Source organism: Exiguobacterium sp. s6 (assembly GCF_018618155.1).
GTDB classification, from domain to species: Bacteria; Bacillota; Bacilli; order Exiguobacteriales; family Exiguobacteriaceae; genus Exiguobacterium; species Exiguobacterium mexicanum_A.
Map to the genome: position 1 here is coordinate 1,082,110 of NZ_JACSLN010000001.1, position 20,147 is coordinate 1,102,256.

Sequence of the window (20,147 nt, forward strand, 5' to 3'; positions counted from 1 at the left end):
GATTATGATTGTCAGGTCATCGGCACATCTTCCGTTCCGGCATCTGACGGTTTTTGGAACCGGCGCAAGATCTCGAGGCTGACCGCCCTAGGCATGAGTTTGGCCGCGGCCACGAGCAACTGGTTCGAGACGCCGGGAACGACCACGCGTTTGTTGTTCATGACGCCTTTATAGCCGAAGAAGGCGACGAGGTGGGACGGCATTTTCGACACCATCATTTCGCTGCCGGCACGATTGAAGAAACCGGTATCGGTCGGTCCCGGGCACAGGACGCTCACGTTCACACCTGTCCCTTTCACTTCGGCATGGAGCGCCTCGGTGAGTGATAACACGTACGCTTTCGTCGCATAATAGACCGCCATGTAAGGGCCGGGTTGGAAGGCGGCGACCGAGGCGACATTTAAGACATAACCATGATTTCGCTCGACCATGCCAGGTAAGTAGGCTTTCGTCAGTTCAGTCAAGGCGTTGACGTTCAAGCGGACCTCTTCGGCCTCGATCTCGGCGTCGAGGTCGATGAACTCGCCGGCCGTCCCGAAACCGGCATTGTTGATTAAAAAGTCGACCGTCAGTCCGGCGTCTTCAATCGCGTTTGTCAGCCGTTTTGCGGCCTGATGTTCAGACAAGTCGAGGGCGAATACGTGCACGTGGACACGGTACCGCTTCTCAAGTACTTTTTTCAATTCGTGCAAACGGGGCTCGTTGCGAGACACGAGGATACAGTCAAACCCGTCCCGGGCCGCTAAAACGGCAAGATCGAGGCCAATTCCGGTCGAGGCTCCAGTAATTAAGGCGGTTTTTGTCAAAATCGTCCACTCCTTCGATGTAAAAAGTCATACATTGTTACTGATTTCTTCACGAGTTGTTAAATTCCTGCACGGCCACCACATCAAAACGTGTGCTAGAGTATAGCAAGAATATGTGATTAGACTCACAAAGTGAGGAGAAGAAAGCAAATGATGATTCAGCTAGTGACTACGGCACAAAGCGTCGAGCAAGCAGAGGCGCTAATCATGGCGGGCTCCGACCGCATCTATATCGGAGATTCAAAATACGGGTTACGCCACAAAGGTGACTGGTCACTTCCGGCTGTGCGAGAAGTCACAGCAGTCGCCCACCGATACGGCAAAGAAGTGACGGTCGCCGTCAATAACTTGATGCATAACGAGCAAATCGAGACGCTCCCTGAATATTTGCAGGAACTCAAAGCGATCGGGATCGACAGTGTGACGGCAGGCGACCCTGGCGCCATCCGCCTGATCCGTAATGCCAATATCCCCTATTGGTATGATGCTCAAACGCTCGTCACGTCGGCGAGACACATTCAGTTTTGGGGGAAGCGTGACGCCATCGGGGCGATCGCAGCCCGTGAAGTGACGTTGACCGAACTCGGGATGATCCAACAACAGATCGGTTTGCCGGTCGAAGTGCAAGTGTATGGCCCGACGTGCATCCATCATTCGAAACGTCCGCTCTTGACGAACTACTTCAACGAGATCGGCCGGTCGAACACATTGGCAGAAGCACGAGAGTATTATGTGAGCGAACCGTCGGATGCGGACAGTCGCTATCCCGTCTATCAAGACGACAACGGTACGCACGTCTTCTCTGAAGATTTGACACTCATGGGACAATTGCCCACGCTCTTGAAGGGCGGGTTGCACACGTGGAAACTCGAAGGCTGGCATGCGGGCGATGCGTTCGTCGACATCGTCCGTCTGTTCGATAAAGCCCGGTCGGATCTATTGAACGGGCGGTTCGACCGTCATGGCATGGAACGGCGTCTCGCCGAACTCCAACCTGAACAATTCCGGCTCGGGACCGGACTGTTGTTACGAAATCCAGAAGAGATCAAGTGAGGGAACCGAGATGAAAAAACGTCCAGAACTATTAGCACCAGCTGGGAACTTAGAAAAATTGAAGATGGCGATTTTGTACGGGGCCGATGCGGTCTTTATCGGGGGGCAACAGTTCGGGCTCCGTTCCCGGGCGGGTAACTTCGGCTACGAAGAGATGGCCGAAGGAGTCGCGTTCGCCCATGCGCGTGGCGCAAAAGTGTATGTCGCGGCCAACATGGTGACGCATGAAGGGGATATCGACGGTGCTGGCGAGTTCTTTTGCAAGCTTCGCGATATCGGCATCGATGCCGTCATCGTGTCCGACCCGGCCATGATCGAGGTATGCCTCACGGATGCACCGGGACTTCCGGTCCATTTGTCGACGCAAGCGTCAGCAACAAACTATGAGACACTCCGTTTCTGGCAAGAGGAAGGGTTGGAGCGAATCGTCCTCGCCCGCGAAGTTTCGATGGAGGAAATCAAAGAAATGAAACGGCAAGTCGATGTCGAAATCGAGACGTTCGTCCATGGGGCGATGTGCATCTCGTACTCGGGCCGTTGCACGTTATCGAATCATATGGCGCTCCGCGATGCGAACCGGGGTGGCTGTGCCCAATCTTGTCGTTGGAAATATGGTTTCTTCGAGGCGGACGAGCTGTTGACCGACGAGATGGCGGCACGCGACGAGGAACCGTTCTCGATGAGCTCGGTCGATTTGGCGATGGTACGCCACATCCCGGACTTGGTCGATGCTGGCGTCGACAGCTTGAAAATTGAGGGACGGATGAAATCGATTCACTATGTGGCGACCGTCTGTAACGTCTACCGTCAAGTCATCGACGCCTACTGCGCCGATCCTGAAGGGTTCGAGTTCGACCCGGCGTGGGAAGAAGAAATTTGGAAAGCGGCACAACGAGAACTCGCGACCGGATTCTATTACGGCGTCCCGACCGAGAACGAGCAACTGTTCGGCAAGCCGCGCGCCATCCCGCAATATGCATTCGCGGCACGCGTCATCTCCTATGATCCGACGACACAGATGGCAACACTCGAGCAGCGGAACCATTTCCGACGCGGGGAAGAAGTCGAGTTCTTCGGCCCCGGCTTCGTCCGTTTCTCCCAGCGAATCGATGAGCTGTACGATGAGTCGGGAGAAAGACTTGAGACGGCGAACCAGGCGATGATGACGGTGCGCGTCAAAGTCGAGCAGCCGGTCGTGACCGATTTCATTATGCGCAAACGAAAAGCCGGCGTCGTGAGCCCTCCAGTGCCGAGCCCGGTCTGACACATCCGGTAAGACAACATAGTCGACCGTTCCATCCAATCTTGCTACCCTATTAACATAGACGAAAAAGGGGATGGAAGCATGAATCAAAATACGGAGCAGCTCCGGACCGACCCGATCGGACGCCTGCTATTCAAGCTGTCGCTACCTGCGATGATCGGCATGCTGGTGACGGCGCTCTACAATATCATCGATACGATCTTCGTCGCCCGCGGCATCGGGGCGACCGCCGTGGCCGCCATCGGGATCGCTTTCCCGATCCAGATGATTCTCATGGCCGTCTCGAGCGCGGTCGGGTTGGGCGGCGCATCGATCAGTTCACGGAAACTAGGCAAAGGCGACGATGCCGGTGCCGCCGTCACGTTTTTGAACGTGCTCGTCCTCGTCGGGGTGTTCGCGGCCTTCGCAGTCAGTTCCGCCTTTTTCATGTTAGATGACATTTTGACAGTGTTTGGAGCGACGTCGGCCATCATGGAACTGAGCCGTCAATACTTATCCGTCGTGCTGATCAGCTCGCCGTTCTTCATGTTCACACTCGCGGCGAGCGCGATGGTACGGGCTGAAGGGCAAGCGCCTTATCAGATGAAAGTGATGCTCACGACCGTTGTCGTCAATTTGGTGACGACACCGCTATTCATCTTCACGTTCGACTGGGGCATATACGGGGCGGCCTGGTCGACGGCGCTCGCCCAAGTCGTCGGATCGGTCCTCATGCTTCGGTTCTTCTTCGCGAAAAAAAATCGCCGGACCGAGCTCGACTTCCAATGGCGGAAGTTTCGACTACGGTTCGGCGAATTAAAAGAGATTATGGCGATTGGGTCGTCCTCATTCATCATGATGGTGTCGCAATCGATTCTATTCGTCGGCGTCAACGTCATGCTCGGAACGTATGGTGGCACCGAGGAGCTTGCCATCTTCGCGATCATCAATAAATTCATGGCGCTCGTCGGGATGCCAATCATGGGCATCGTTCAAGGCATGCAGCCGATCGTCGGGTACAATTTCGGGGCCAGACAATTCGATCGGATGCGCGAGACGATCTGGACGGCGTTGCGGGTCGGGATTGCCATCGCGGTCATCATCTGGCTGACGCTCCAGTTGATTCCGGAACAGCTCATGCGCATGTTCACGACCGACGCGAACTTGATTGCCGGCGGGGTGACGGCCATCCATGTGTTGTTCGCCGTCTCGTTTCTCCCGAGCGTGCAAATGCTCATCAACGGCATTTATCAATCGCTCGGAAAGGCCCGGGTCGCGATGTTCTTGTCACTGTCGCGCCAAACGCTCTATACGATTCCGCTCGTCTTCATCTTGCCGAACTTCTTCGGCGTGTTCGGGGTGTGGCTCGCGTTTCCAATCGCCGATGCCATGACCTTCTTGACGGCGGTCGGCATGGCGGTATGGGACCGCAAGTTATTGTTCCGCCCGTCTGAGGAAGAAGTCGAAGCGAAAGCGACCAATTTATGAAGCGACGTCCGTTCTGGTGGAACGGGCGTCTTCTTTTAGGAACAAATAGATTCCGCCGAGCAGGACGGCCGCGCCAATCCATTGCATCACGCCGAGACGTTCGTCGAAGAAGACGAACCCGAACAGCATGCCCCACAGTGCCTCGCCAAGGATGGTGATGCTGACGACGGTGGCACTGACCCGGGCGAGCGCATAGTTGAACAAGTTATGCCCTAAAATCGTCGGGAAGAAGGCGAGGGCGAGGAAATACCACCAGTTGACCGATTCGAACGCGGTGAACGTCGTCCCCCGCACGAGGAGCATGAAGCAGAGGACGACCGTCGCGACGAGATAGACGCTGAACGAGTAAGTATTCGTGTTCATCTCGGTCCGGACGTGTTGACCGACGAGCCAATAGCCGGCGATAAGAAGGGCGGCGATTAAGGCGAGCAGGTCCCCGAAGAGCGCTTCGCGTCCAAGTTGGATGTCACCCGCCGCGACAAGCATGCCCCCAAGGACGGCGATTAGTGCGAAGGCTAAACCTTTTCGGGTCGGATTCTTTTTAAAGATCAAGGCGTTCCCGATTAAAACGAAAATCGGACTCGACGTCACGAATAACGTTGAACTCGCGACGGTCGTATAATCGAGCGATAAAAACCAGAGCCAAAAGTGGAACGCCAGCAACGTCCCGCTGAGCAACAAGGCATATCTCGTCATGAGACGCGTCCCGATGAGTGATTTGAAGTCGACAAACGGCAACAACATCAGACACGTGATCAGCATTCGGTAAAACGCGGCCGTCTCGGCCGGTGCGGACGTCCATTTGACGAATAATACGCTCGTCGACAAGAAAAATACAGCGGCGAATAAAATGAGATAAGACAATCGACATCCCCCTTTATGTTGTACATACTCTTCTAATGATATTATAGAATAGATAAGAAAATACATTCTTTCTCGAAAGTGTCGTTCCGACGAGATATTTCGGATGACTTTGAAAGTAGGGATCCTATGAGACTAATCATCGCGGAGAAACCGTCGCAGGCCCAAAAACTGGCTGCGCCGTATCCATCAAAAAAGAAAAAAGACGAGATTGAGATCGCTTCTTGCGCCCGTTTCCCAGAAGGTGCCATCGTCGTGTGGGCGGTCGGTCACTTATGCGAGCTTCAAGAGCCGTCCCACTATAAACCGGAATGGAAGTCGTGGAAATATGAGTCGCTCCCGATCGTGCCGGACCGATTCGACTATCGCATCTCGAAAGGTAAATCGAAACCGTTTCAGACGATCAAAAAATGGCTGCACGATCGCTCCATCACCGATATCATCATCGCGTCCGATGCCGAGCGAGAAGGAGAAGCGATTGTCCGGCTCATTTTACGACTCGCTGGCAATAAAAAACCGCTGTCACGCCTTTGGATCTCAAGTTTGACCGAACAGGCGGTCGACCGTGGTTTCGCCGAACTGCTGCCCGGCGACCAGACCGTCCCTTATTATCATGAGGCGATGAGTCGTGCTTGTGCCGACTGGCTCGTCGGCATGAACGCCTCAAGGGCGTATACGACGCTGTTGAAGACAATCGGCATCGAGGACGTGTTCTCGCTCGGTCGTGTCCAGACGCCGACGCTCGCTTTGATCGTCAATCGCGAACGTGAGATTAAACAGTTCGTCCCAGAGCCGTACTTCGAGGTCGAGGCGACAGTTCAAAAAGGACGTCGCACGTTCAAAGCGAAATACACGCTCGGGAAGACGACGAAACTGAAGACACGCGAACAAGCCGATGCGGTCGTCAACCGGGCGACCGGGACGGCAATTGTCCGTTCGATCGACAAAGAGGACAAGACGGAATACCCGCCGTTTTGGTTCAGTTTATCGGGTTTGCAGGCCGAGGCCGGCAAGCGGTTCGGCTTTGGGGCGAAGAAGACGCTCGATATCGCTCAAAAGTTGTATACAAAAGGATGGATCAGTTATCCGCGAACCGACTCGAGCTTCGTCACACCGGACGAAGCGACACTATTCCCGCAGACGAAAGCCCGGCTGTTGAAGTCCGCGGCCTATGCCGGACTTCAGGACGTGTTGACCGAGAATCCCTCGCGAAACAGTCGCTACGTCAATGCGAAAAAGGTCAGTGATCACTATGCGATCATCCCGACCGAGGCGTGTGGCGATGTGGCTCGGCTCAGTGGGGACGAGGCAAAACTATACGATTTGATTAACCGTCGCTTTCTTGCGGCGTTCGCCCCTCCGGCGAAGCTTGAGAAGACGACGGTCGACCTCATGGACGGGGACGACCTATACCGGGCGAAAGGGACGGTCGTCGTCAGCCCCGGGTACCGGCAAGTCGTCGAGATGAAGTCTAAAGACGTGGAGCTCCCGGCACTTACGGTCGGTGAACCGTTGACCGAAAAAAAAGTCGAAGTATTATCGAAACAGACGGAGCCACCGAAACGGTATACGGAAGGGGCACTCATCATGGCGATGAAAGTGGCCGGCAAGCAACTCGATGATGAGGAACTGATTCACATCATGAAAGAAGTCGAAGGGCTCGGCACCGAGGCTACGCGGGCCAATATTATCGACGGATTGAAAAAACGGGGTTATGTCGACCTGCAAAAGAAAGAGCTCGTCCCGACCGACAAGGGTCGTCTCTTAATCGATGTGCTCGGCGACAGCATCCTCGCCTCGCCGGCCATGACGGCGAAGTGGGAGAAGCGGCTCCATGAGATTGGACAGGCATCGGCATCCGCCGCCGAGTTTATCGAACAGGCGAAAAAGATGTCGATCCATCTCGTCGAGGAGGCGAAGGCGCGTGTCGAGTCGGCGAACCCGGAAGGCTACACGATCGAAGCAAGACGTTTCGGAAAAAAATCTGCGGCACGGCCAAAAGCGTCGTTCGGCGTCTGTCCGAGCTGCGGCAAGGGGCTCGTCGAGCATCCGAAGTTTATCGGCTGCAGCGGTTATCGCGAAGGGTGCAAGTTCACGATGTCGAAACAAGTGCTCGGCGTCGGGATTGCCAAGGATGAGCTGAAACAGATGATCAACGGCGGTCAGTCGAACGTGCATACGTTCAAAAAAGGGGACAAGACGTTCGACGCTGCGCTCTATCTTGAAAAAGGGGCGCTCCGATTCGAATTTAAATAAAAAATAAGAGCCATCCGTCGTGGATGGCTCTTATTTTTTCTGCTGCTCATCTTCGGTGATGCGGCGGTTAATCTCCTCGTAATCGAGCACGATGTCATCTTTGTTGTCCTTGTAGGCGTATCCTTTTTGAATGACGACGATCGAGGCAATCAAGACGAGCAAGATAATCAAACCGCTCACTGCAAAAATCCATCCCATGGGCCATTCCTCGCTTTCGTACTTCTAGTATGCCAAAAACGAAAGAGATTCTCCATCTTTCGGGTACTTCGAACTGTCACAGCATTGAAATACCTAATGAGGCGATTAGATATGATACAATAATATGCAGAAGAACACTGACAGAGAAAGTAGGGATGACTATGGCGATTTTGATTGTGGACGACGAACCGGTCAATACGATGGTTCTCGAACAATTATTGCATCAACATGATTATGAGACGATTTCGGTCTCAAGTGGTGAAGATGCGCTCGCGCTCCTGATGGATCCGCAAGCCCCGTCGCTATACGACCTTGTCCTGCTTGATGTCGAGATGCCAGGGATTTCTGGGATTGAGACATGCAAACGGATTCGACAGATGACCGGTTACGAGGAATTGCCCGTGATCATGGTCTCGGGCCGCACCGAAGAAAAGCAGATTGCGGAAGGACTTGACGCTGAGGCGTCCGATTATACGACGAAACCGATTAAAATCACGGAACTGCTCGCACGGATCCGTTCGGCGCTTCGCTATAAAGCAGCCGTGGATGAACGGAAGAAATATGAGGCACGTCTTCAATATGACCTCGATCTCGCGCAAAAGATTCAACAGAGTGCCTTGACCCCACCGATCAGTAACGATGAGATTGACGTCCGGGCCTTGTATTTGCCGTCTAAAAAACTGGCCGGTGACATGTATGCCTGGTTCCAGGTCGCACCTGATCGCTACGGCGTCATCATCTTTGATGTGATGGGGCATGGCGTGTCGTCGGCGTTGATTACGATGGGCATTCGTTCGATTTTACCGGGCCTCGTCGGCAATGTCCAATATCCGGTCGATGTGATGAGCGAGTTGAACCGCCAGATGACGTTCTTGTTCTCGGGAGAGGACATGCAGAGCTACTTCACGGCCGTATACTGCTATATCGATACGACGAAGCGTCAAATCGAGTACGTCAACGCCGGACATCCGCCGGTCATCGTGACGTCTGATACAGGCGTCACTCGCCTCGAGACGACCGGAGTGCCGGTCGGTATGTTCGAGGAGCCGAACTATGAGTCAAACGTGATTGACATCGAGCCGGGTATGACGATGCATATGTATACGGATGGGCTGATGGAATGTTATAGCAAAGACATTGATGACGGCATCCGTTGGCTCGAGAAGGACATCGCGTCCTACGGGCTTGACTACGCGCGCCATGTCGCCGAACAGCTCGTTCCTAAAATCGAGATCGACGATGACCTCTGTCTCGTCACGGTCAAATTGATGTAAATAAGAGGGTGTCACCGTAGCCGGCGACACCCTCCTTTTCTTTAGAAATAACGCTTACGCCACAAAATATAAAAGGCGAGGCTTGAGAAGCCGACCATCATCGCGAGCGCGAACACGAAACCGATCGATTGGCCTTCCCATGGGACTTGAACGTTCATCCCGAATATCCCAGAGATCATCGTCGGGATGCTCAGCACGATTGTGATCGAGGCCAAGAATTTCATGACGAAGTTGACGTTGTTCGAGATGATCGAACCGAAGGCGTCCATTTTAATGCTGATGATGTCGTTATAGATCGACGCCATCTCCATCGCCTGGCGGTGCTCGACGAAGACGTCTTCGAGCAATTCCTCGTCTTCCTCGTGCTTCTCGAGGCTCGGTGTCTTGACGATGCGGTCGAGGACGCTGTCGTTCGCTTTAAGTGAGGTCATGAAATAGACGAGCGACTTCTGTAAGTTCATCAATTGAAAGATTTCCTGATTTCGCATCGAACGTTGCAACTCTTGCTCGAGCTCGTCCATGCGCCGGTCGATTTGGCGAAGGAAACGCAAGTACGTCATGCTGACTCGGTGCAAAATCTGGAAGACGAACCGGCTCCGATAGTTCGTTCGGAACAGCCGGGCTTTTCCGTTGGCGAACAGGTTGAGCACGTCGAGGTCTCGTGAGCAGACGGTGATGAAATGGCGGCCGGTGACGATGATACCGAGTGGAATCGTGTTGTAGGCGCGTCCCGTATCATCTTCTTCCACGTACGGGACGTCGATGATCATGAGGAGCCCCTCATCATCTTTTTCAAATCGTGGTTTTTCTTCAATATCAAGCGGGTCGTAGACGAAGTCTTCAGGAATGCCGGAGGCGGCGATGACTTGATCAGCCTCGTCTTTCGTCGGATTGACGAGTTGGATCCAGCTTCCTTTATCAAAGTCGTCGATTTCGTCGACACGCCCAGATGCGTCGGTACGGTAAATCGTTAGCATAATGTTCCTCCTACCTTAGCTCAACCTAATTATAGGTAGGCGATTGAGAGAGTGCAATCGGAAAAGGAGGAGTTTTTTTGTTTTTTCTCGAAAACATGCTACAGTGGGAAAGAATGGCAGTAGGATTGAGTCAAAGGAGGGATGGAGTTGTCACAAACGCCCCAAAATGCTCTGTTTAACGAAGAAAAGTTGGCGGAGCTCCATCAAATCGCTAGCGGAAATAAAGAATTCTTGAAAAAGATTGCCGATACGTACGTGCGTCAATTCGAGGCGAAGTTCCCTGAATTGAAACAGATGGTGCATGAACGAAATCACGAACAAATCGAACAACTTGCCCACTTGTTGAAAGGGGCCTCTTATTCTGTCGGGCTCGACGAGACGGCCGCTCGATTCCATCAGCTTGAAATGGCTGGGGAGACGAACGAGACGTCGAACCTCGAACCGATTCTCGATGAGATTGAAGCCGATATGCATCGCTTCGATCAAGAATGGGACGCCCACTTGAACGAGTTGCCATAGGAAAAACGGGATTCCGCCGCGAGGCGAAATCCCGTTTTTCAAATCAAGCTAAAAATTCGTCGAGTGTGGCGATCAGCATGCCAATCTCTGGTTTTGTGATCTGGGCGTTCGCCCCGACCGCGTCGCCTTTATGCTTCAAATCATCCGAGATGAGTGAAGAGAAGATGACGATTGGCAGGTCGGCGAATTGGTTCATCTCACGGAGTCGTTTCGTCAAATGCAAACCGTCCATTTGCGGCATCTCGATGTCGGTGATGAGCAGATCGCAATGAACGTCGCTCTGTTCGAACGCATCGAGCGCTTCCTTTCCGTTGTTGAAGATCGTCGTGTTGAAGTAGCCGGCATCGTCGAGCGTGTCGATGATGAGCGTCCGTAACATCTCTGAATCTTCCGCGATCCACACTTGTTTGTTCGACCGTTCCCGGGCACCGAGTCGTTTGACCGATTCGCGGGCCATGATATCCTTTCGTGACAATTCGAGCGCAATCCGCTCGTAATCGAGAAGGATAATCATCTGGTCTCCCGTTTTGACGACCCCGTTCGTGATGCCTTGCATGCCGCGCGCGAGATCGGACGGCGTGTCGATCTGTTCCCATGAGATCCGTTTAATTTCGGTCACTTGGTCGACGCGGAGCACCGATTTTTCTCCGTTGAACTCACAGACGATCAAGCGGTCGTTCTCTCCAACGTCACGCGGGTGACCGATGACCATTGGTAAATCGATGACGGTCATGACCTCGCCGCGAAGCTCGATGAGCCCCATGATCGCTTCCGGGGTACCCGGTAGCGGGGTGAGGGGAAGCATCGTGATGATTTCACGTACTTTCATGACGTTGATCCCGAAAATGAACGGGCCAGATTGAAAAATGACGATTTCTAATTCGTTCGTGCCTGCCTCAAGTAAAATGTTATGATCCATGCTCACTGGTAGTCCCTCCTAGTTCACGTACTCTCTTCCTTTCTATCGGTCGATTTGATCAACATCTACAGTTGAAAGTGGCAAAGTCGAGGCGGAATTGACAAAAAATTGACGAGTAACCGTTTACATTACATAAACTGAATCTTTATAGTTGTTCTACCGATTTGATTTTGCATACAATGGGGGTGGCAACGAGATATCAAAGCTTACTCAGGAGGCAGATAGAGATTATGAGTATGAACACGTATCCATATTTAATTAATGGACAATGGCAGGAATCAACAACGAACGAAACAATCGAACTCGTTTCACCTTATACAGAAGAAGTCGTCGGACATGTCCAGGCGATGTCTCGTGATGAAGTCGATGAGGCAATTCACGGCGCGAAAAGCGCACAACAGGAATGGGCGGCGCTTCCGGTCAACAAGCGTGCCGAACTATTGTACGCTTGGGCGGACAAACTCGAAGAGCGCGTAGATGAGATCGGTCAAATCATCATGCGCGAAGTCGGGAAAAACTTGAGCGATGCGAAGAAAGAAGTCGTCCGGACAGCAGAAATCATTCGCTATACGGCGGAAGAAGGACTTCGCTTCACAGGCGGATTCATGCAAGGCGACTCATTCCCGGGCGGTTCGAAGAACAAGATGGCGATCATCAAGAAAGAAGCACTCGGTGTCGTCCTCGCAATCTCGCCGTTCAACTATCCGGTCAACTTGGCAGCAGCCAAAATCGCACCGGCTCTTATCACTGGTAACGCGGTCGTGTTTAAACCAGCGACACAAGGCGCTATCAGCGGTGTGAAAATGGTCGAGGCGCTTCAAGATGCAGGTCTTCCGAGCGGTCTATTGAACCTCGTCACAGGACGAGGTTCGGTCATCGGTGATTACTTGACGTCACACCCTGGCATCGACATGATCACGTTCACAGGTGGTACCGGGACAGGTCAACACTTGTCACAACAGGCATCGATGGTACCTGTCGTGCTCGAACTCGGCGGAAAAGATCCGGCCCTCGTCCTCGAAGATGCGGACCTCACCCTCGCGGCCGATCAAATTATCAGCGGGGCGTTCTCGTATTCAGGACAACGCTGTACGGCGATCAAGCGCGTATTCGTGCTCGAGCACCAAGCGGACGAACTCGTCGGTATGTTGAAAGAACGTGTCGAGAAGCTCACGGTCGGCTCACCGGTCGATAACAGCTTTATCGTCCCACTCATCGACAAGAAGTCGGCAGATTACGTCCAAGGCTTGATTGACGACGCCGTCAACAAACAAGCGACGGTCGTCCACGGAAACGAGCGCGACGGCAACCTTCTTCATCCGACGCTCCTCGACCACGTCACGCGTGAGATGCGCGTCGCTTGGGAAGAGCCGTTCGGACCGGTGTTGCCGGTCATCCGCGTCAAGTCGCTCGACGAGATGATTGAACTCACGAACGAATCAGAGTTCGGTCTCCAAGCGAGCGTGTTCACACAAAACGTGAATAACGCCTTCACGGTCGCCGACAAGCTCGAAGTCGGTACAGTCCAAGTGAACGGTCGCACAGAACGTGGCCCTGACCACTTCCCGTTCATCGGCGTGAAGCAATCAGGCCTCGGGGTCCAAGGGATTGGACGCAGCCTCGAGACGATGACACGCGATAAAGTTACCGTCATCAACTTATAAGTGATTGGAGAGGAGAAATCCTCTCCTTTTTTTGTGTGATTGAAATCCGTTCTGATCGACAGGTATAATGAGTGAAGATAGGTGGAAGGGGTTGTGGGGACGTGGCGAACTGGATTTCAAGCCAACTGGCAAGACTCGATATACCGACGCCGTTCGAGGTCGGCAACGTGAACGTCTATGTCGTCGAACATATGAACCGTTTCTTCATGGTCGATTGTGGACCAGACACGGAAGAGGCGTGGACTTCATTGACGACACAATTGGCCGAGCTCGAACTGAATCTCGCGGATATTGATTTTTTATTTTTGACGCACCATCATGCCGACCATGCGGGGCAGGCTTGGCGTTTGCGTGACGCCTCGATTCCTGTATATGGACACGAGAAGCTCGTTCGCTATTTGGAACAGACACCGAACTTCATCAAACGGGGCAATCAGTTCTTACACGACTTGGCGTACTGGTTTGGTACACCCGAGTCGATTGTGAACAAACTGCCTGATTATCGGGAAGCGCTGCGTTGGATTGGTCCGACGACCGTCACGATGACGTTCGAGGACGGTCAAGATGTGACGAGCGATGGGGCATGGAAGACGATCCATCTGCCTGGTCATGCGAGTGACCAGCTCGGTCTCCTTGGTCCTGGCGGTGTCTTGATCGCGGGTGATCATTTGATCGATACGGTCGAACCGAACCCGCTCATTGAACAACCGTACGAGGAGGAAGGGTTTGCCTCACCGGTCGTCCTGTATCTCGATTCGCTCCGAAAACTTCAAGACGTCGATTTGAAGCTCGTCGTGAGCGGGCACGGGGAACCGATTCAAAAACCGCGACCGTTGATCGAGGCACGCATCGCCCAGCGCTATGAGCGAAGTGAACTGCTCCTGAACGACTGGGTGGACGGGTTGAGCGTGTTCGATTGGTCGATGCGCCTCTATGGCCGCAAGATGCGTCGAGCGATGCCGCTCGTCTTCAGTGAAGTGTTCGCGCGCTTGACGTTGCTCGAGGAACGTGGCCGCGTCGTCAAACGGTTGACGGACGGGAAATGGATTTATATGAGAGCGGAGGAATTTGTGGAATGAGACATATTGTGATCACGGGTGCGTCGAGCGGCTTTGGGGCCGCGCTGGCGCATTCTTTTTATGAGGCGGGTGCCCGCTTGACATTGATTGCACGAAGTGAGGACCGTTTGCGTGAACTCGGCACGAAACTATCGGCCGATTGGCTCGTCGCCGACGTCTGTACCGAATATGAGACGCTCGTGGCAAACGTCGAACGAACATACGGGCCAATCGACGTTTGGGTGAACAATGCCGGTATCGGTGAGTTCGACCGGGTCGTCGATCAATCGACCGACGTCATCGAGGAGACGATGCGCTTGAACGCGACCGCACCGATGATGCTCGCACGTGACTGTGCCCGGTCGATGCGCCGCGGCAGCACGATCATCAACGTCTGCTCGCAAGCGGCGAAAGTACCGACGCCGAAGTCGGCCGTCTATGCCGGTTCAAAGGCGGCGTTACTTCAGTTCTCGAACGCGCTTCGGTTGGAACTGAAGCCGGAAGGGATTCATGTGTTGACGGTCAATCCGGGTCCGATCGCGACACCGTTTTTTCTCCGGGCCGACAAGAGCGGACGTTACGAGGCGAGCGTGAAATCGATTATGCTCAATCCCGATCATCTCGCGAAACGTGTCGTCGCGGCGTGTGAGGCGTCGAAACGTGAAGTGAATGCCCCGTGGTGGATGGAACTTGGCGCGAAACTGTACGCAATGTGCCCGGTCATGTTCGAACGGCTCGCAAAACGGGGATTTGACAGAAAGTAAATGCGCCAACATAGAGAAAAAAGGGGGAGACACGATGCGCCGATTGAAACAATTTGGCTTGATGCTGTCACTCATCTTCCTCGCTGCCTGCGGGACGACGCGCGCCGAGATCGCACCGACGTTCGAACAGGCAGCCGAAGAAGCGAAACAGTCGACGGTCAATTTTTATATGTGGGGAGGCGATGACGGCATCAATCGCTACATCGATGAGTATGTCGCGCCCCGCCTGAAACAGACGTATGACGTGGAGTTGAACCGCGTCCCCATGGACACGGCCGAGTTCGTGCGCCAATTGTCGCTCGACAAGCGGGCAAATCGAGAAGAAGGGACAATCGACCTCATGTGGATCAACGGAGACAATTTCCGTAACGCCGCCGAGGCGGAGTTGCTCCAAGGCGACCTGCTCGACAAAATCCCGAACGCCGCGCTGTTGAACGAAGAAGCCCAGGCAACTGATGCGGGCACCCCGACCGACGGGCTCGAGGTCGCCTGGGGGAACGTGCAGTTCGTCATGCACTATGATGCGGACAAAGTGAAAAATCCGCCGACGACGTTCGACGAATTACATCGTTGGACCGAAGAAAATCCGGGCCGTTTCACGTATCCTGAAGTCACAGACTTCACGGGCAACGCGTTCGTGCGCCATCTGCTCTACGCCGAGTATGGGGCTGCGGCCGGTGACGGTGAGATTCCAGACGCGTTCTGGGAGAAGCTTGCGACGTGGTCGCCGACCCTATGGAAACAAGGGTCAACATATCCGAAGTCAATCGCCCAACTCGACCAGTTGTACGCCGCGGGTGACGTCTGGATGACGATGGGCTTCAATGAGCGACGGGCCGAGGCGGAACGCAACGACGGCGTGTTCCCGAAGGGGACACGGGCACTCGTGCTCGAGCATTCAATCGCCTCGACGCATTTTCTCGCCGTTCCGTTTAACGCCAAAAATCCGAACGGTGCGCTCGTCGTCATCAATGAGTTACTGTCACCGGAAGCCCAGCTCGCCAAACAAGACGCGACGTATTGGGGGGACGGGACATCGCTCGATTTGACGAAACTCGATGCGGCCGACCGTGACGCCTTCTTGAAGCTCGATGACGGTGTCACCTATCCTGATCCGGAACGTCTCGCCGAACGATCGATTCCCGACTATGGGCCGGCCGTGATTGATGCGATTCGTGAGGAGTGGGATCGTGTCGCGAAGTAGTCTATGGCTTAGTTTAATCGTTTTGGCATTGCCATTCACCGGCGTCGCCTTCCTGCTCTATGAGACCGTCGGATTTGACTGGTCTGAGTTGAACGAGGCGGCGTGGCGTGCGAGCCTGGCGGTGACGTTGTACGTGACGCTCACATCGACGTTCCTCTCACTCGTGATTGGGACGTGGCTTGCCCGGACGATCTATATGAGGCGTTCGATGTGGCTGGCATCACTCCTCAAATGGCCGATGTTCGTGCCGCACGTCGCGGCAGCCTATTTGTTTTATCTGTTGTTCTCAGGTGGCTTTCCGGTATATGGCCTCATTGAGGCAAATGAGCGCCATCATCTCGTCGTCATCTTGACGTACGTCTGGAAAGAAGTACCGTTCGTTTTTTTGATGGTGGTCGGCACATACGGCCAACTGAATCCAGGGTATTTGGATATGGCTAAGACGCTCCAGCTCAAACCGCTCGAACAGTTCAGAGTGGCCGAATGGCCATTTCTCATCAAACCGCTCCTCGACTCGTTCTGGGTGCTCGTGGCGTTCATCTCGTTCGCCTATGAAGTGCCGGCTTTGCTAGGTGTCACGTACCCCGAGCTGCTCGGGGTACTCGCCTACGAGCGATTGACGACTGGTCTGTTTTTAAATGCATTCGAGTCGTATGCGGTCGCGCTCGCTTGGACATTGTTCATCTTCAGCGGCGTCATCGCATCCTACGCTTTGACGGCCAAGCGGAGACGCCGAATCGAACGGGGGGTGAGACGATGAGTCGACTTCTCGTCGCTTGTTTCGTCGTCTTTCCGTTCGCCGGGTTGTTTTTGACGTTCCCGACGTCGCCCACGTGGGACGAGGCGATTTTGAATACGGTCGCCTACGTGGTCGCCGTGGCGCTCATCAACGTTTGGCTCGGCATCGGGACGGCCTGGTGGCTCTTGTTCACCGAGTCGAAATGGAAGGCGTGGGTCGAATGGCTCACGTTTCTGCCATTGTTTATCCCCGTCTTGGCGAGCATGTTCGGCATGTATATCGCCCTCGCCCAAGTCGGACTCATCGGGACGTACACGGGGGTCGGGCTCGTCCTGCTCGTCACGACGTTGCCGTATTCGATTCGATTGGCATACAACGCCATGTACGTGATCGGGAGACCGCTCCTCGAACAGTCACTGACGCTCGCGCCGCTCACCCGGATTGGGTTCGTCCTATTCCCGCTCATGAAAGAGTCGGTCCGGACGATCGTCTTGTTCTCGACCGTCATCGTGTTGAGTCAATTCGTGCTCGTCCAATTGATCGGGGCCGGACTCGTCCCGACGGTCACAACGAAGCTATATCAGGCCTACGGAGGCAATGACGTCTCATTGGCGTTACAAAATACATGGGTGCTCGTCTCGTTGCCGGTCTTATTTTATATCGGGCTCGGTGCGATGTTTGGCATCTGGATTAGATTGGTGAAGGGGCGTTTGCAATGAGCTTGGTATTGTCAGGAATACGAAAACGTTTTAAAGACCGCGACGTGTTGTGCGGCATCGATCTCACCATCCCGAACGGAGAAATCCATGCCCTCGTGGGTGTGAGCGGTTCCGGGAAGTCGACACTGCTCCGCATCGTCGCCGGACTTGAGACGCTTGATGCCGGGTCGGTGACGTGGGAGGAGATGCCGCTCGATGGGGTACCGCCTCACTTGCGCCGGATTACGATGTTGTCCCAATCCCCGCTCTTGTTCCCGCATCTGACAGTCGGGGAGAACGTGACGCTCGCCACGCCGAACCGGTCACGGGAAGAAGCGGAAGCGTGGCTCACCCGGGTCAAGCTTCCCGGCCGATACGACGCTGAAATTCATGAATTGTCTGGAGGGGAACAGCAACGCGCGAGCTTCGCCCGGGCGCTCGCGGCCGCGCCTCGACTCATTCTGCTCGATGAGCCGTTCACGAACCTCGACCCCGGTCTCAAATCCGAGTTGCAACGACTGATTCGTGACCTCGTCCGTGAACTCGAGTTGACGGCGCTCCTTGTGACCCACGACCGGGAAGAAGCGATGCTCGTCGCCGACCGGGTGACATTGCTCGCGACGGGCCAGGTTCTAGTGACCGGTACGCCGGGACGTTTATCCGAGACGGAGTCGACGTTCGGTGACTTTGTCGAAGTGAGCGGTACGCTGCTTCCGTCGACCGATATCGACGTGTCGACAGAGCCGACGTCCGATTCGATCGTGCTCGTCCGGACGTTCATTCGCTTCGGGCATCATTTCGGCGAGTATCGACGCCCGACCGGGGAATATGTCATCTTACCGCGGAGCAAATCGTTCAAAGTCGGCGAGACGTATTATTTGCGACAGAAACAAGGAGGAATTTGATGTTAGACACATACGGTAGCCGCTTCGTCCGACCCGTCATCGAGCGCGGGGCCGATCGGCTTTTGAAATGGAACTTTACCCCGAACGAAGTGACGATCCTCGGAGGCATCATCGGTGTCTCGGTCGGTCTGTTCATTTATAACGATATGTTGTGGACGGCCGTGTTGCTGTTATGGGTGTCGGGTCTCTTCGACGTCCTCGATGGGACGATGGCCCGGCGCTCCCAAAAGACGGGGTTCGGCACGGTGCTCGACCTCGTCTTCGACCGCATCGTCGAGATTGCCGTCGTCATCGCGCTCGCGCTACGACATCCTGAACATATGCCGATCTTCCTGCTCTTGCTCGGGTCGTTCGTCGTGGCGATGACGTTGTTCCTCGCAGTCGGGGCGAGCAGCTCACGCCGTTCAGAGAAATCATTTTATTATCAGCCTGGTATCTTGGAGCGGACGGAATGTTTCATCTTGTTCACGCTCATGATTCTTTTCCCGACATGGATCGGCGTCATCGCGACGATTTTCCTCGTCCTTGAAGTGTTCACGATCTTCCAACGTTTGTTTGAAGCAAGGCGGATTCTAAGATGAAGCCGCGCCTTGTCTTGGTCGGGCTCGGTCATGGGCAGCTCGAGATTCTCGAACATCTCGATGCGCTTAACAAAAACTACGAAGTGTCGTATATCGGTGGACGAGAGGCGATTTATACGGGTGCGTTCCCTCAAGTGATCGCTGGCGAGATGGAATCGGCGACGACGCGGTTGCGTCGTGACGTCTCTCCCGTCGCCGAGCGCCTGATCGGTCTCGATCCGGATGCGCGCCTCGTCGAGACCGATCGCGGCCACGTCGCATATGACATCCTCGTGCTCGCGACCGGTGCGAAGAGTCGTGGGATCGGGAACCGGTTAAAACCGATGACGACAAACATGCTGGACGAGATTTTACAGAGTGACGCGATCACGATCGTCGGCGGGGGCAAAGCCGGAGTCGAACTCGCCTTCGCTTGCATCAGACAGAAGCAACGCGTGACGCTCTATGCTCGTGACATCTTACCCGAACTTCCCCATCATGTCGGGCGACAGATGGCGCGGCGTCTCGTCCGCAGCGGCGTGATGCTCATTCTGACGTCGTTCCAACCAGGGACGCAGACAGAGGGACTCGTCTTAGACGCGACCGGTGTCGTTCCTGATGATTTTTGGTCTGAGGCTGGACTTGCGGACGATGGGGCGTTCATCGACACGGAAGACGATTTGCGACACCCGGTCTACCGCGAGATTTATATCACCGGGGATATGGCGGCCCGATTGAACGGTGGTGTCGATGCCGTCCGTTCGGGTCGGCATGTCGCCCGTCAACTGCTCGGTACGCCACGCCGGTTCAAATCGCGGACGTCGCTCAATATTTTGTTGACAACCCCAGGACGGGCACTCTTGACGTTCGGGAAGCTGACATGGCACGGTCGTCTGCCGTTTTGGCTAAAGCGGCGCATCGACCGGCGTTATCTCGAGCGCTTCAAGTGAACAAAAAAAGA

At 54.5% G+C, this 20,147-nt stretch carries 20 protein-coding genes; 15 read left to right on the top strand and 5 right to left on the bottom strand.

Going from position 1 to position 20,147, the window contains the following annotated elements:
* Positions 1-11: 11 nt before the first annotated feature.
* Entirely contained in the window at positions 12-806 is a 795-nt protein-coding gene (locus KNP75_RS05585) for an SDR family NAD(P)-dependent oxidoreductase (protein ID WP_235420203.1), read from the bottom strand.
* A gap of 150 nt (positions 807-956) precedes the next feature.
* Here KNP75_RS05585 and KNP75_RS05590 point away from each other — a divergent pair, with 150 nt between their 5' ends.
* From KNP75_RS05590 to KNP75_RS05600, 3 genes are all read left to right on the top strand, one after another.
* Positions 957-1,859: a peptidase U32 family protein gene (locus KNP75_RS05590; protein WP_084592826.1), complete on the top strand. Its 903-nt coding sequence runs from the start codon at positions 957-959 to the stop codon at positions 1,857-1,859.
* A 10-nt stretch (positions 1,860-1,869) separates the two neighbouring features.
* A complete protein-coding gene (locus KNP75_RS05595; protein ID WP_034777908.1) occupies positions 1,870-3,123 on the top strand; it encodes a peptidase U32 family protein in 1,254 nt (417 codons plus the stop codon).
* Positions 3,124-3,204: 81 nt separating this feature from the next.
* Entirely contained in the window at positions 3,205-4,590 is a 1,386-nt protein-coding gene (locus KNP75_RS05600) for an MATE family efflux transporter (RefSeq protein ID WP_034777906.1), read from the top strand.
* Here the strand turns inward: KNP75_RS05600 and KNP75_RS05605 are convergent.
* Positions 4,585-5,454, bottom strand: coding sequence for a DMT family transporter (locus KNP75_RS05605; protein ID WP_214712636.1), 870 nt, complete (start codon positions 5,452-5,454; stop codon positions 4,585-4,587). The genes KNP75_RS05600 and KNP75_RS05605 overlap by 6 nt on opposite strands.
* Positions 5,455-5,580: 126 nt before the next feature.
* Here KNP75_RS05605 and KNP75_RS05610 point away from each other — a divergent pair, with 126 nt between their 5' ends.
* Positions 5,581-7,707, top strand: a complete 2,127-nt coding sequence (locus KNP75_RS05610; RefSeq protein ID WP_215190002.1) for a DNA topoisomerase III — start codon at positions 5,581-5,583, stop codon at positions 7,705-7,707.
* Between the two features lie 30 nt (positions 7,708-7,737).
* On the opposite strand, the gene ytzI is transcribed toward KNP75_RS05610, so the two are convergent.
* The gene (ytzI, locus tag KNP75_RS05615) at positions 7,738-7,905 is read right to left on the bottom strand and encodes a YtzI protein (protein ID WP_131436521.1); all 168 of its coding nucleotides are present in this window, start codon (positions 7,903-7,905) and stop codon (positions 7,738-7,740) included.
* A 161-nt stretch (positions 7,906-8,066) separates the two neighbouring features.
* On the opposite strand from ytzI, the gene KNP75_RS05620 reads away from it, so the two are divergent.
* Positions 8,067-9,179 carry a PP2C family protein-serine/threonine phosphatase gene (locus KNP75_RS05620; RefSeq protein ID WP_034777900.1) on the top strand — a complete coding sequence of 371 codons (1,113 nt, stop codon included), beginning with the start codon at positions 8,067-8,069 and terminating at the stop codon, positions 9,177-9,179.
* A 41-nt stretch (positions 9,180-9,220) separates the two neighbouring features.
* On the opposite strand, the gene KNP75_RS05625 is transcribed toward KNP75_RS05620, so the two are convergent.
* On the bottom strand, positions 9,221-10,156 hold the full coding sequence (locus KNP75_RS05625; protein ID WP_034777898.1) for a magnesium transporter CorA family protein: 936 nt from the start codon (positions 10,154-10,156) through the stop codon (positions 9,221-9,223).
* Positions 10,157-10,297: 141 nt separating this feature from the next.
* Between KNP75_RS05625 and KNP75_RS05630 the strand changes: the two genes are divergently transcribed.
* Entirely contained in the window at positions 10,298-10,675 is a 378-nt protein-coding gene (locus KNP75_RS05630; RefSeq protein WP_214753164.1) for an Hpt domain-containing protein, read from the top strand.
* Between the two features lie 43 nt (positions 10,676-10,718).
* On the opposite strand, the gene KNP75_RS05635 is transcribed toward KNP75_RS05630, so the two are convergent.
* Positions 10,719-11,594, bottom strand: a complete 876-nt coding sequence (locus KNP75_RS05635; RefSeq protein ID WP_215190399.1) for a chemotaxis protein CheV — start codon at positions 11,592-11,594, stop codon at positions 10,719-10,721.
* Positions 11,595-11,821: 227 nt separating this feature from the next.
* Between KNP75_RS05635 and KNP75_RS05640 the strand changes: the two genes are divergently transcribed.
* The 9 genes from KNP75_RS05640 to KNP75_RS05680 all read left to right on the top strand — a co-directional run bounded on the left by KNP75_RS05640 (position 11,822) and on the right by KNP75_RS05680 (position 20,136).
* A complete protein-coding gene (locus KNP75_RS05640; protein ID WP_138860294.1) occupies positions 11,822-13,258 on the top strand; it encodes an NADP-dependent glyceraldehyde-3-phosphate dehydrogenase in 1,437 nt (478 codons plus the stop codon).
* A 101-nt stretch (positions 13,259-13,359) separates the two neighbouring features.
* On the top strand, positions 13,360-14,337 hold the full coding sequence (locus KNP75_RS05645) for an MBL fold metallo-hydrolase (RefSeq protein WP_215190003.1): 978 nt from the start codon (positions 13,360-13,362) through the stop codon (positions 14,335-14,337).
* Positions 14,334-15,080 carry an SDR family NAD(P)-dependent oxidoreductase gene (locus KNP75_RS05650; RefSeq protein WP_215190004.1) on the top strand — a complete coding sequence of 249 codons (747 nt, stop codon included), beginning with the start codon at positions 14,334-14,336 and terminating at the stop codon, positions 15,078-15,080. Before KNP75_RS05645 ends, KNP75_RS05650 begins: the two co-directional genes overlap by 4 nt.
* Positions 15,081-15,114: 34 nt before the next feature.
* The gene (locus KNP75_RS05655; RefSeq protein WP_215190005.1) at positions 15,115-16,284 is read left to right on the top strand and encodes an ABC transporter substrate-binding protein; all 1,170 of its coding nucleotides are present in this window, start codon (positions 15,115-15,117) and stop codon (positions 16,282-16,284) included.
* Positions 16,271-17,044, top strand: a complete 774-nt coding sequence (locus KNP75_RS05660; protein WP_215190006.1) for an ABC transporter permease family protein — start codon at positions 16,271-16,273, stop codon at positions 17,042-17,044. The genes KNP75_RS05655 and KNP75_RS05660 overlap by 14 nt, the downstream gene beginning before the upstream one ends.
* Positions 17,041-17,742: an ABC transporter permease gene (locus KNP75_RS05665; RefSeq protein ID WP_215190007.1), complete on the top strand. Its 702-nt coding sequence runs from the start codon at positions 17,041-17,043 to the stop codon at positions 17,740-17,742. The genes KNP75_RS05660 and KNP75_RS05665 overlap by 4 nt, the downstream gene beginning before the upstream one ends.
* Positions 17,739-18,626, top strand: a complete 888-nt coding sequence (locus KNP75_RS05670; protein ID WP_034777881.1) for an ABC transporter ATP-binding protein — start codon at positions 17,739-17,741, stop codon at positions 18,624-18,626. The genes KNP75_RS05665 and KNP75_RS05670 overlap by 4 nt, the downstream gene beginning before the upstream one ends.
* Positions 18,626-19,207 (top strand): CDP-alcohol phosphatidyltransferase family protein, encoded by a 582-nt coding sequence (locus tag KNP75_RS05675; RefSeq protein WP_034777878.1) that lies wholly within the window; start codon positions 18,626-18,628, stop codon positions 19,205-19,207. Before KNP75_RS05670 ends, KNP75_RS05675 begins: the two co-directional genes overlap by 1 nt.
* Positions 19,204-20,136, top strand: coding sequence for an NAD(P)/FAD-dependent oxidoreductase (locus KNP75_RS05680; RefSeq protein ID WP_215190008.1), 933 nt, complete (start codon positions 19,204-19,206; stop codon positions 20,134-20,136). The genes KNP75_RS05675 and KNP75_RS05680 overlap by 4 nt, the downstream gene beginning before the upstream one ends.
* Positions 20,137-20,147: the final 11 nt, after the last annotated feature.

Excerpts from the sequence above, each read along its gene's own strand:
- KNP75_RS05600 (WP_034777906.1), top strand. The coding sequence starts at position 3,205 with ATGAATCAAAATACGGAGCAGCTCCGGACCGACCCGATCGGACGCCTG.
- KNP75_RS05670 (WP_034777881.1), top strand. The coding sequence starts at position 17,739 with ATGAGCTTGGTATTGTCAGGAATACGAAAACGTTTTAAAGACCGCGAC.
- KNP75_RS05650 (WP_215190004.1), top strand. The coding sequence starts at position 14,334 with ATGAGACATATTGTGATCACGGGTGCGTCGAGCGGCTTTGGGGCCGCG.
- KNP75_RS05590 (WP_084592826.1), top strand. The coding sequence starts at position 957 with ATGATGATTCAGCTAGTGACTACGGCACAAAGCGTCGAGCAAGCAGAG.
- KNP75_RS05625 (WP_034777898.1), bottom strand. The coding sequence starts at position 10,156 with ATGCTAACGATTTACCGTACCGACGCATCTGGGCGTGTCGACGAAATC.
- KNP75_RS05610 (WP_215190002.1), top strand. The coding sequence starts at position 5,581 with ATGAGACTAATCATCGCGGAGAAACCGTCGCAGGCCCAAAAACTGGCT.
- KNP75_RS05635 (WP_215190399.1), bottom strand. The coding sequence starts at position 11,594 with ATGGATCATAACATTTTACTTGAGGCAGGCACGAACGAATTAGAAATC.
- KNP75_RS05680 (WP_215190008.1), top strand. The coding sequence starts at position 19,204 with ATGAAGCCGCGCCTTGTCTTGGTCGGGCTCGGTCATGGGCAGCTCGAG.
- KNP75_RS05620 (WP_034777900.1), top strand. The coding sequence starts at position 8,067 with ATGGCGATTTTGATTGTGGACGACGAACCGGTCAATACGATGGTTCTC.
- ytzI (WP_131436521.1), bottom strand. The coding sequence starts at position 7,905 with ATGGGATGGATTTTTGCAGTGAGCGGTTTGATTATCTTGCTCGTCTTG.
- KNP75_RS05675 (WP_034777878.1), top strand. The coding sequence starts at position 18,626 with ATGTTAGACACATACGGTAGCCGCTTCGTCCGACCCGTCATCGAGCGC.
- KNP75_RS05595 (WP_034777908.1), top strand. The coding sequence starts at position 1,870 with ATGAAAAAACGTCCAGAACTATTAGCACCAGCTGGGAACTTAGAAAAA.
- KNP75_RS05630 (WP_214753164.1), top strand. The coding sequence starts at position 10,298 with ATGGAGTTGTCACAAACGCCCCAAAATGCTCTGTTTAACGAAGAAAAG.
- KNP75_RS05665 (WP_215190007.1), top strand. The coding sequence starts at position 17,041 with ATGAGTCGACTTCTCGTCGCTTGTTTCGTCGTCTTTCCGTTCGCCGGG.
- KNP75_RS05655 (WP_215190005.1), top strand. The coding sequence starts at position 15,115 with ATGCGCCGATTGAAACAATTTGGCTTGATGCTGTCACTCATCTTCCTC.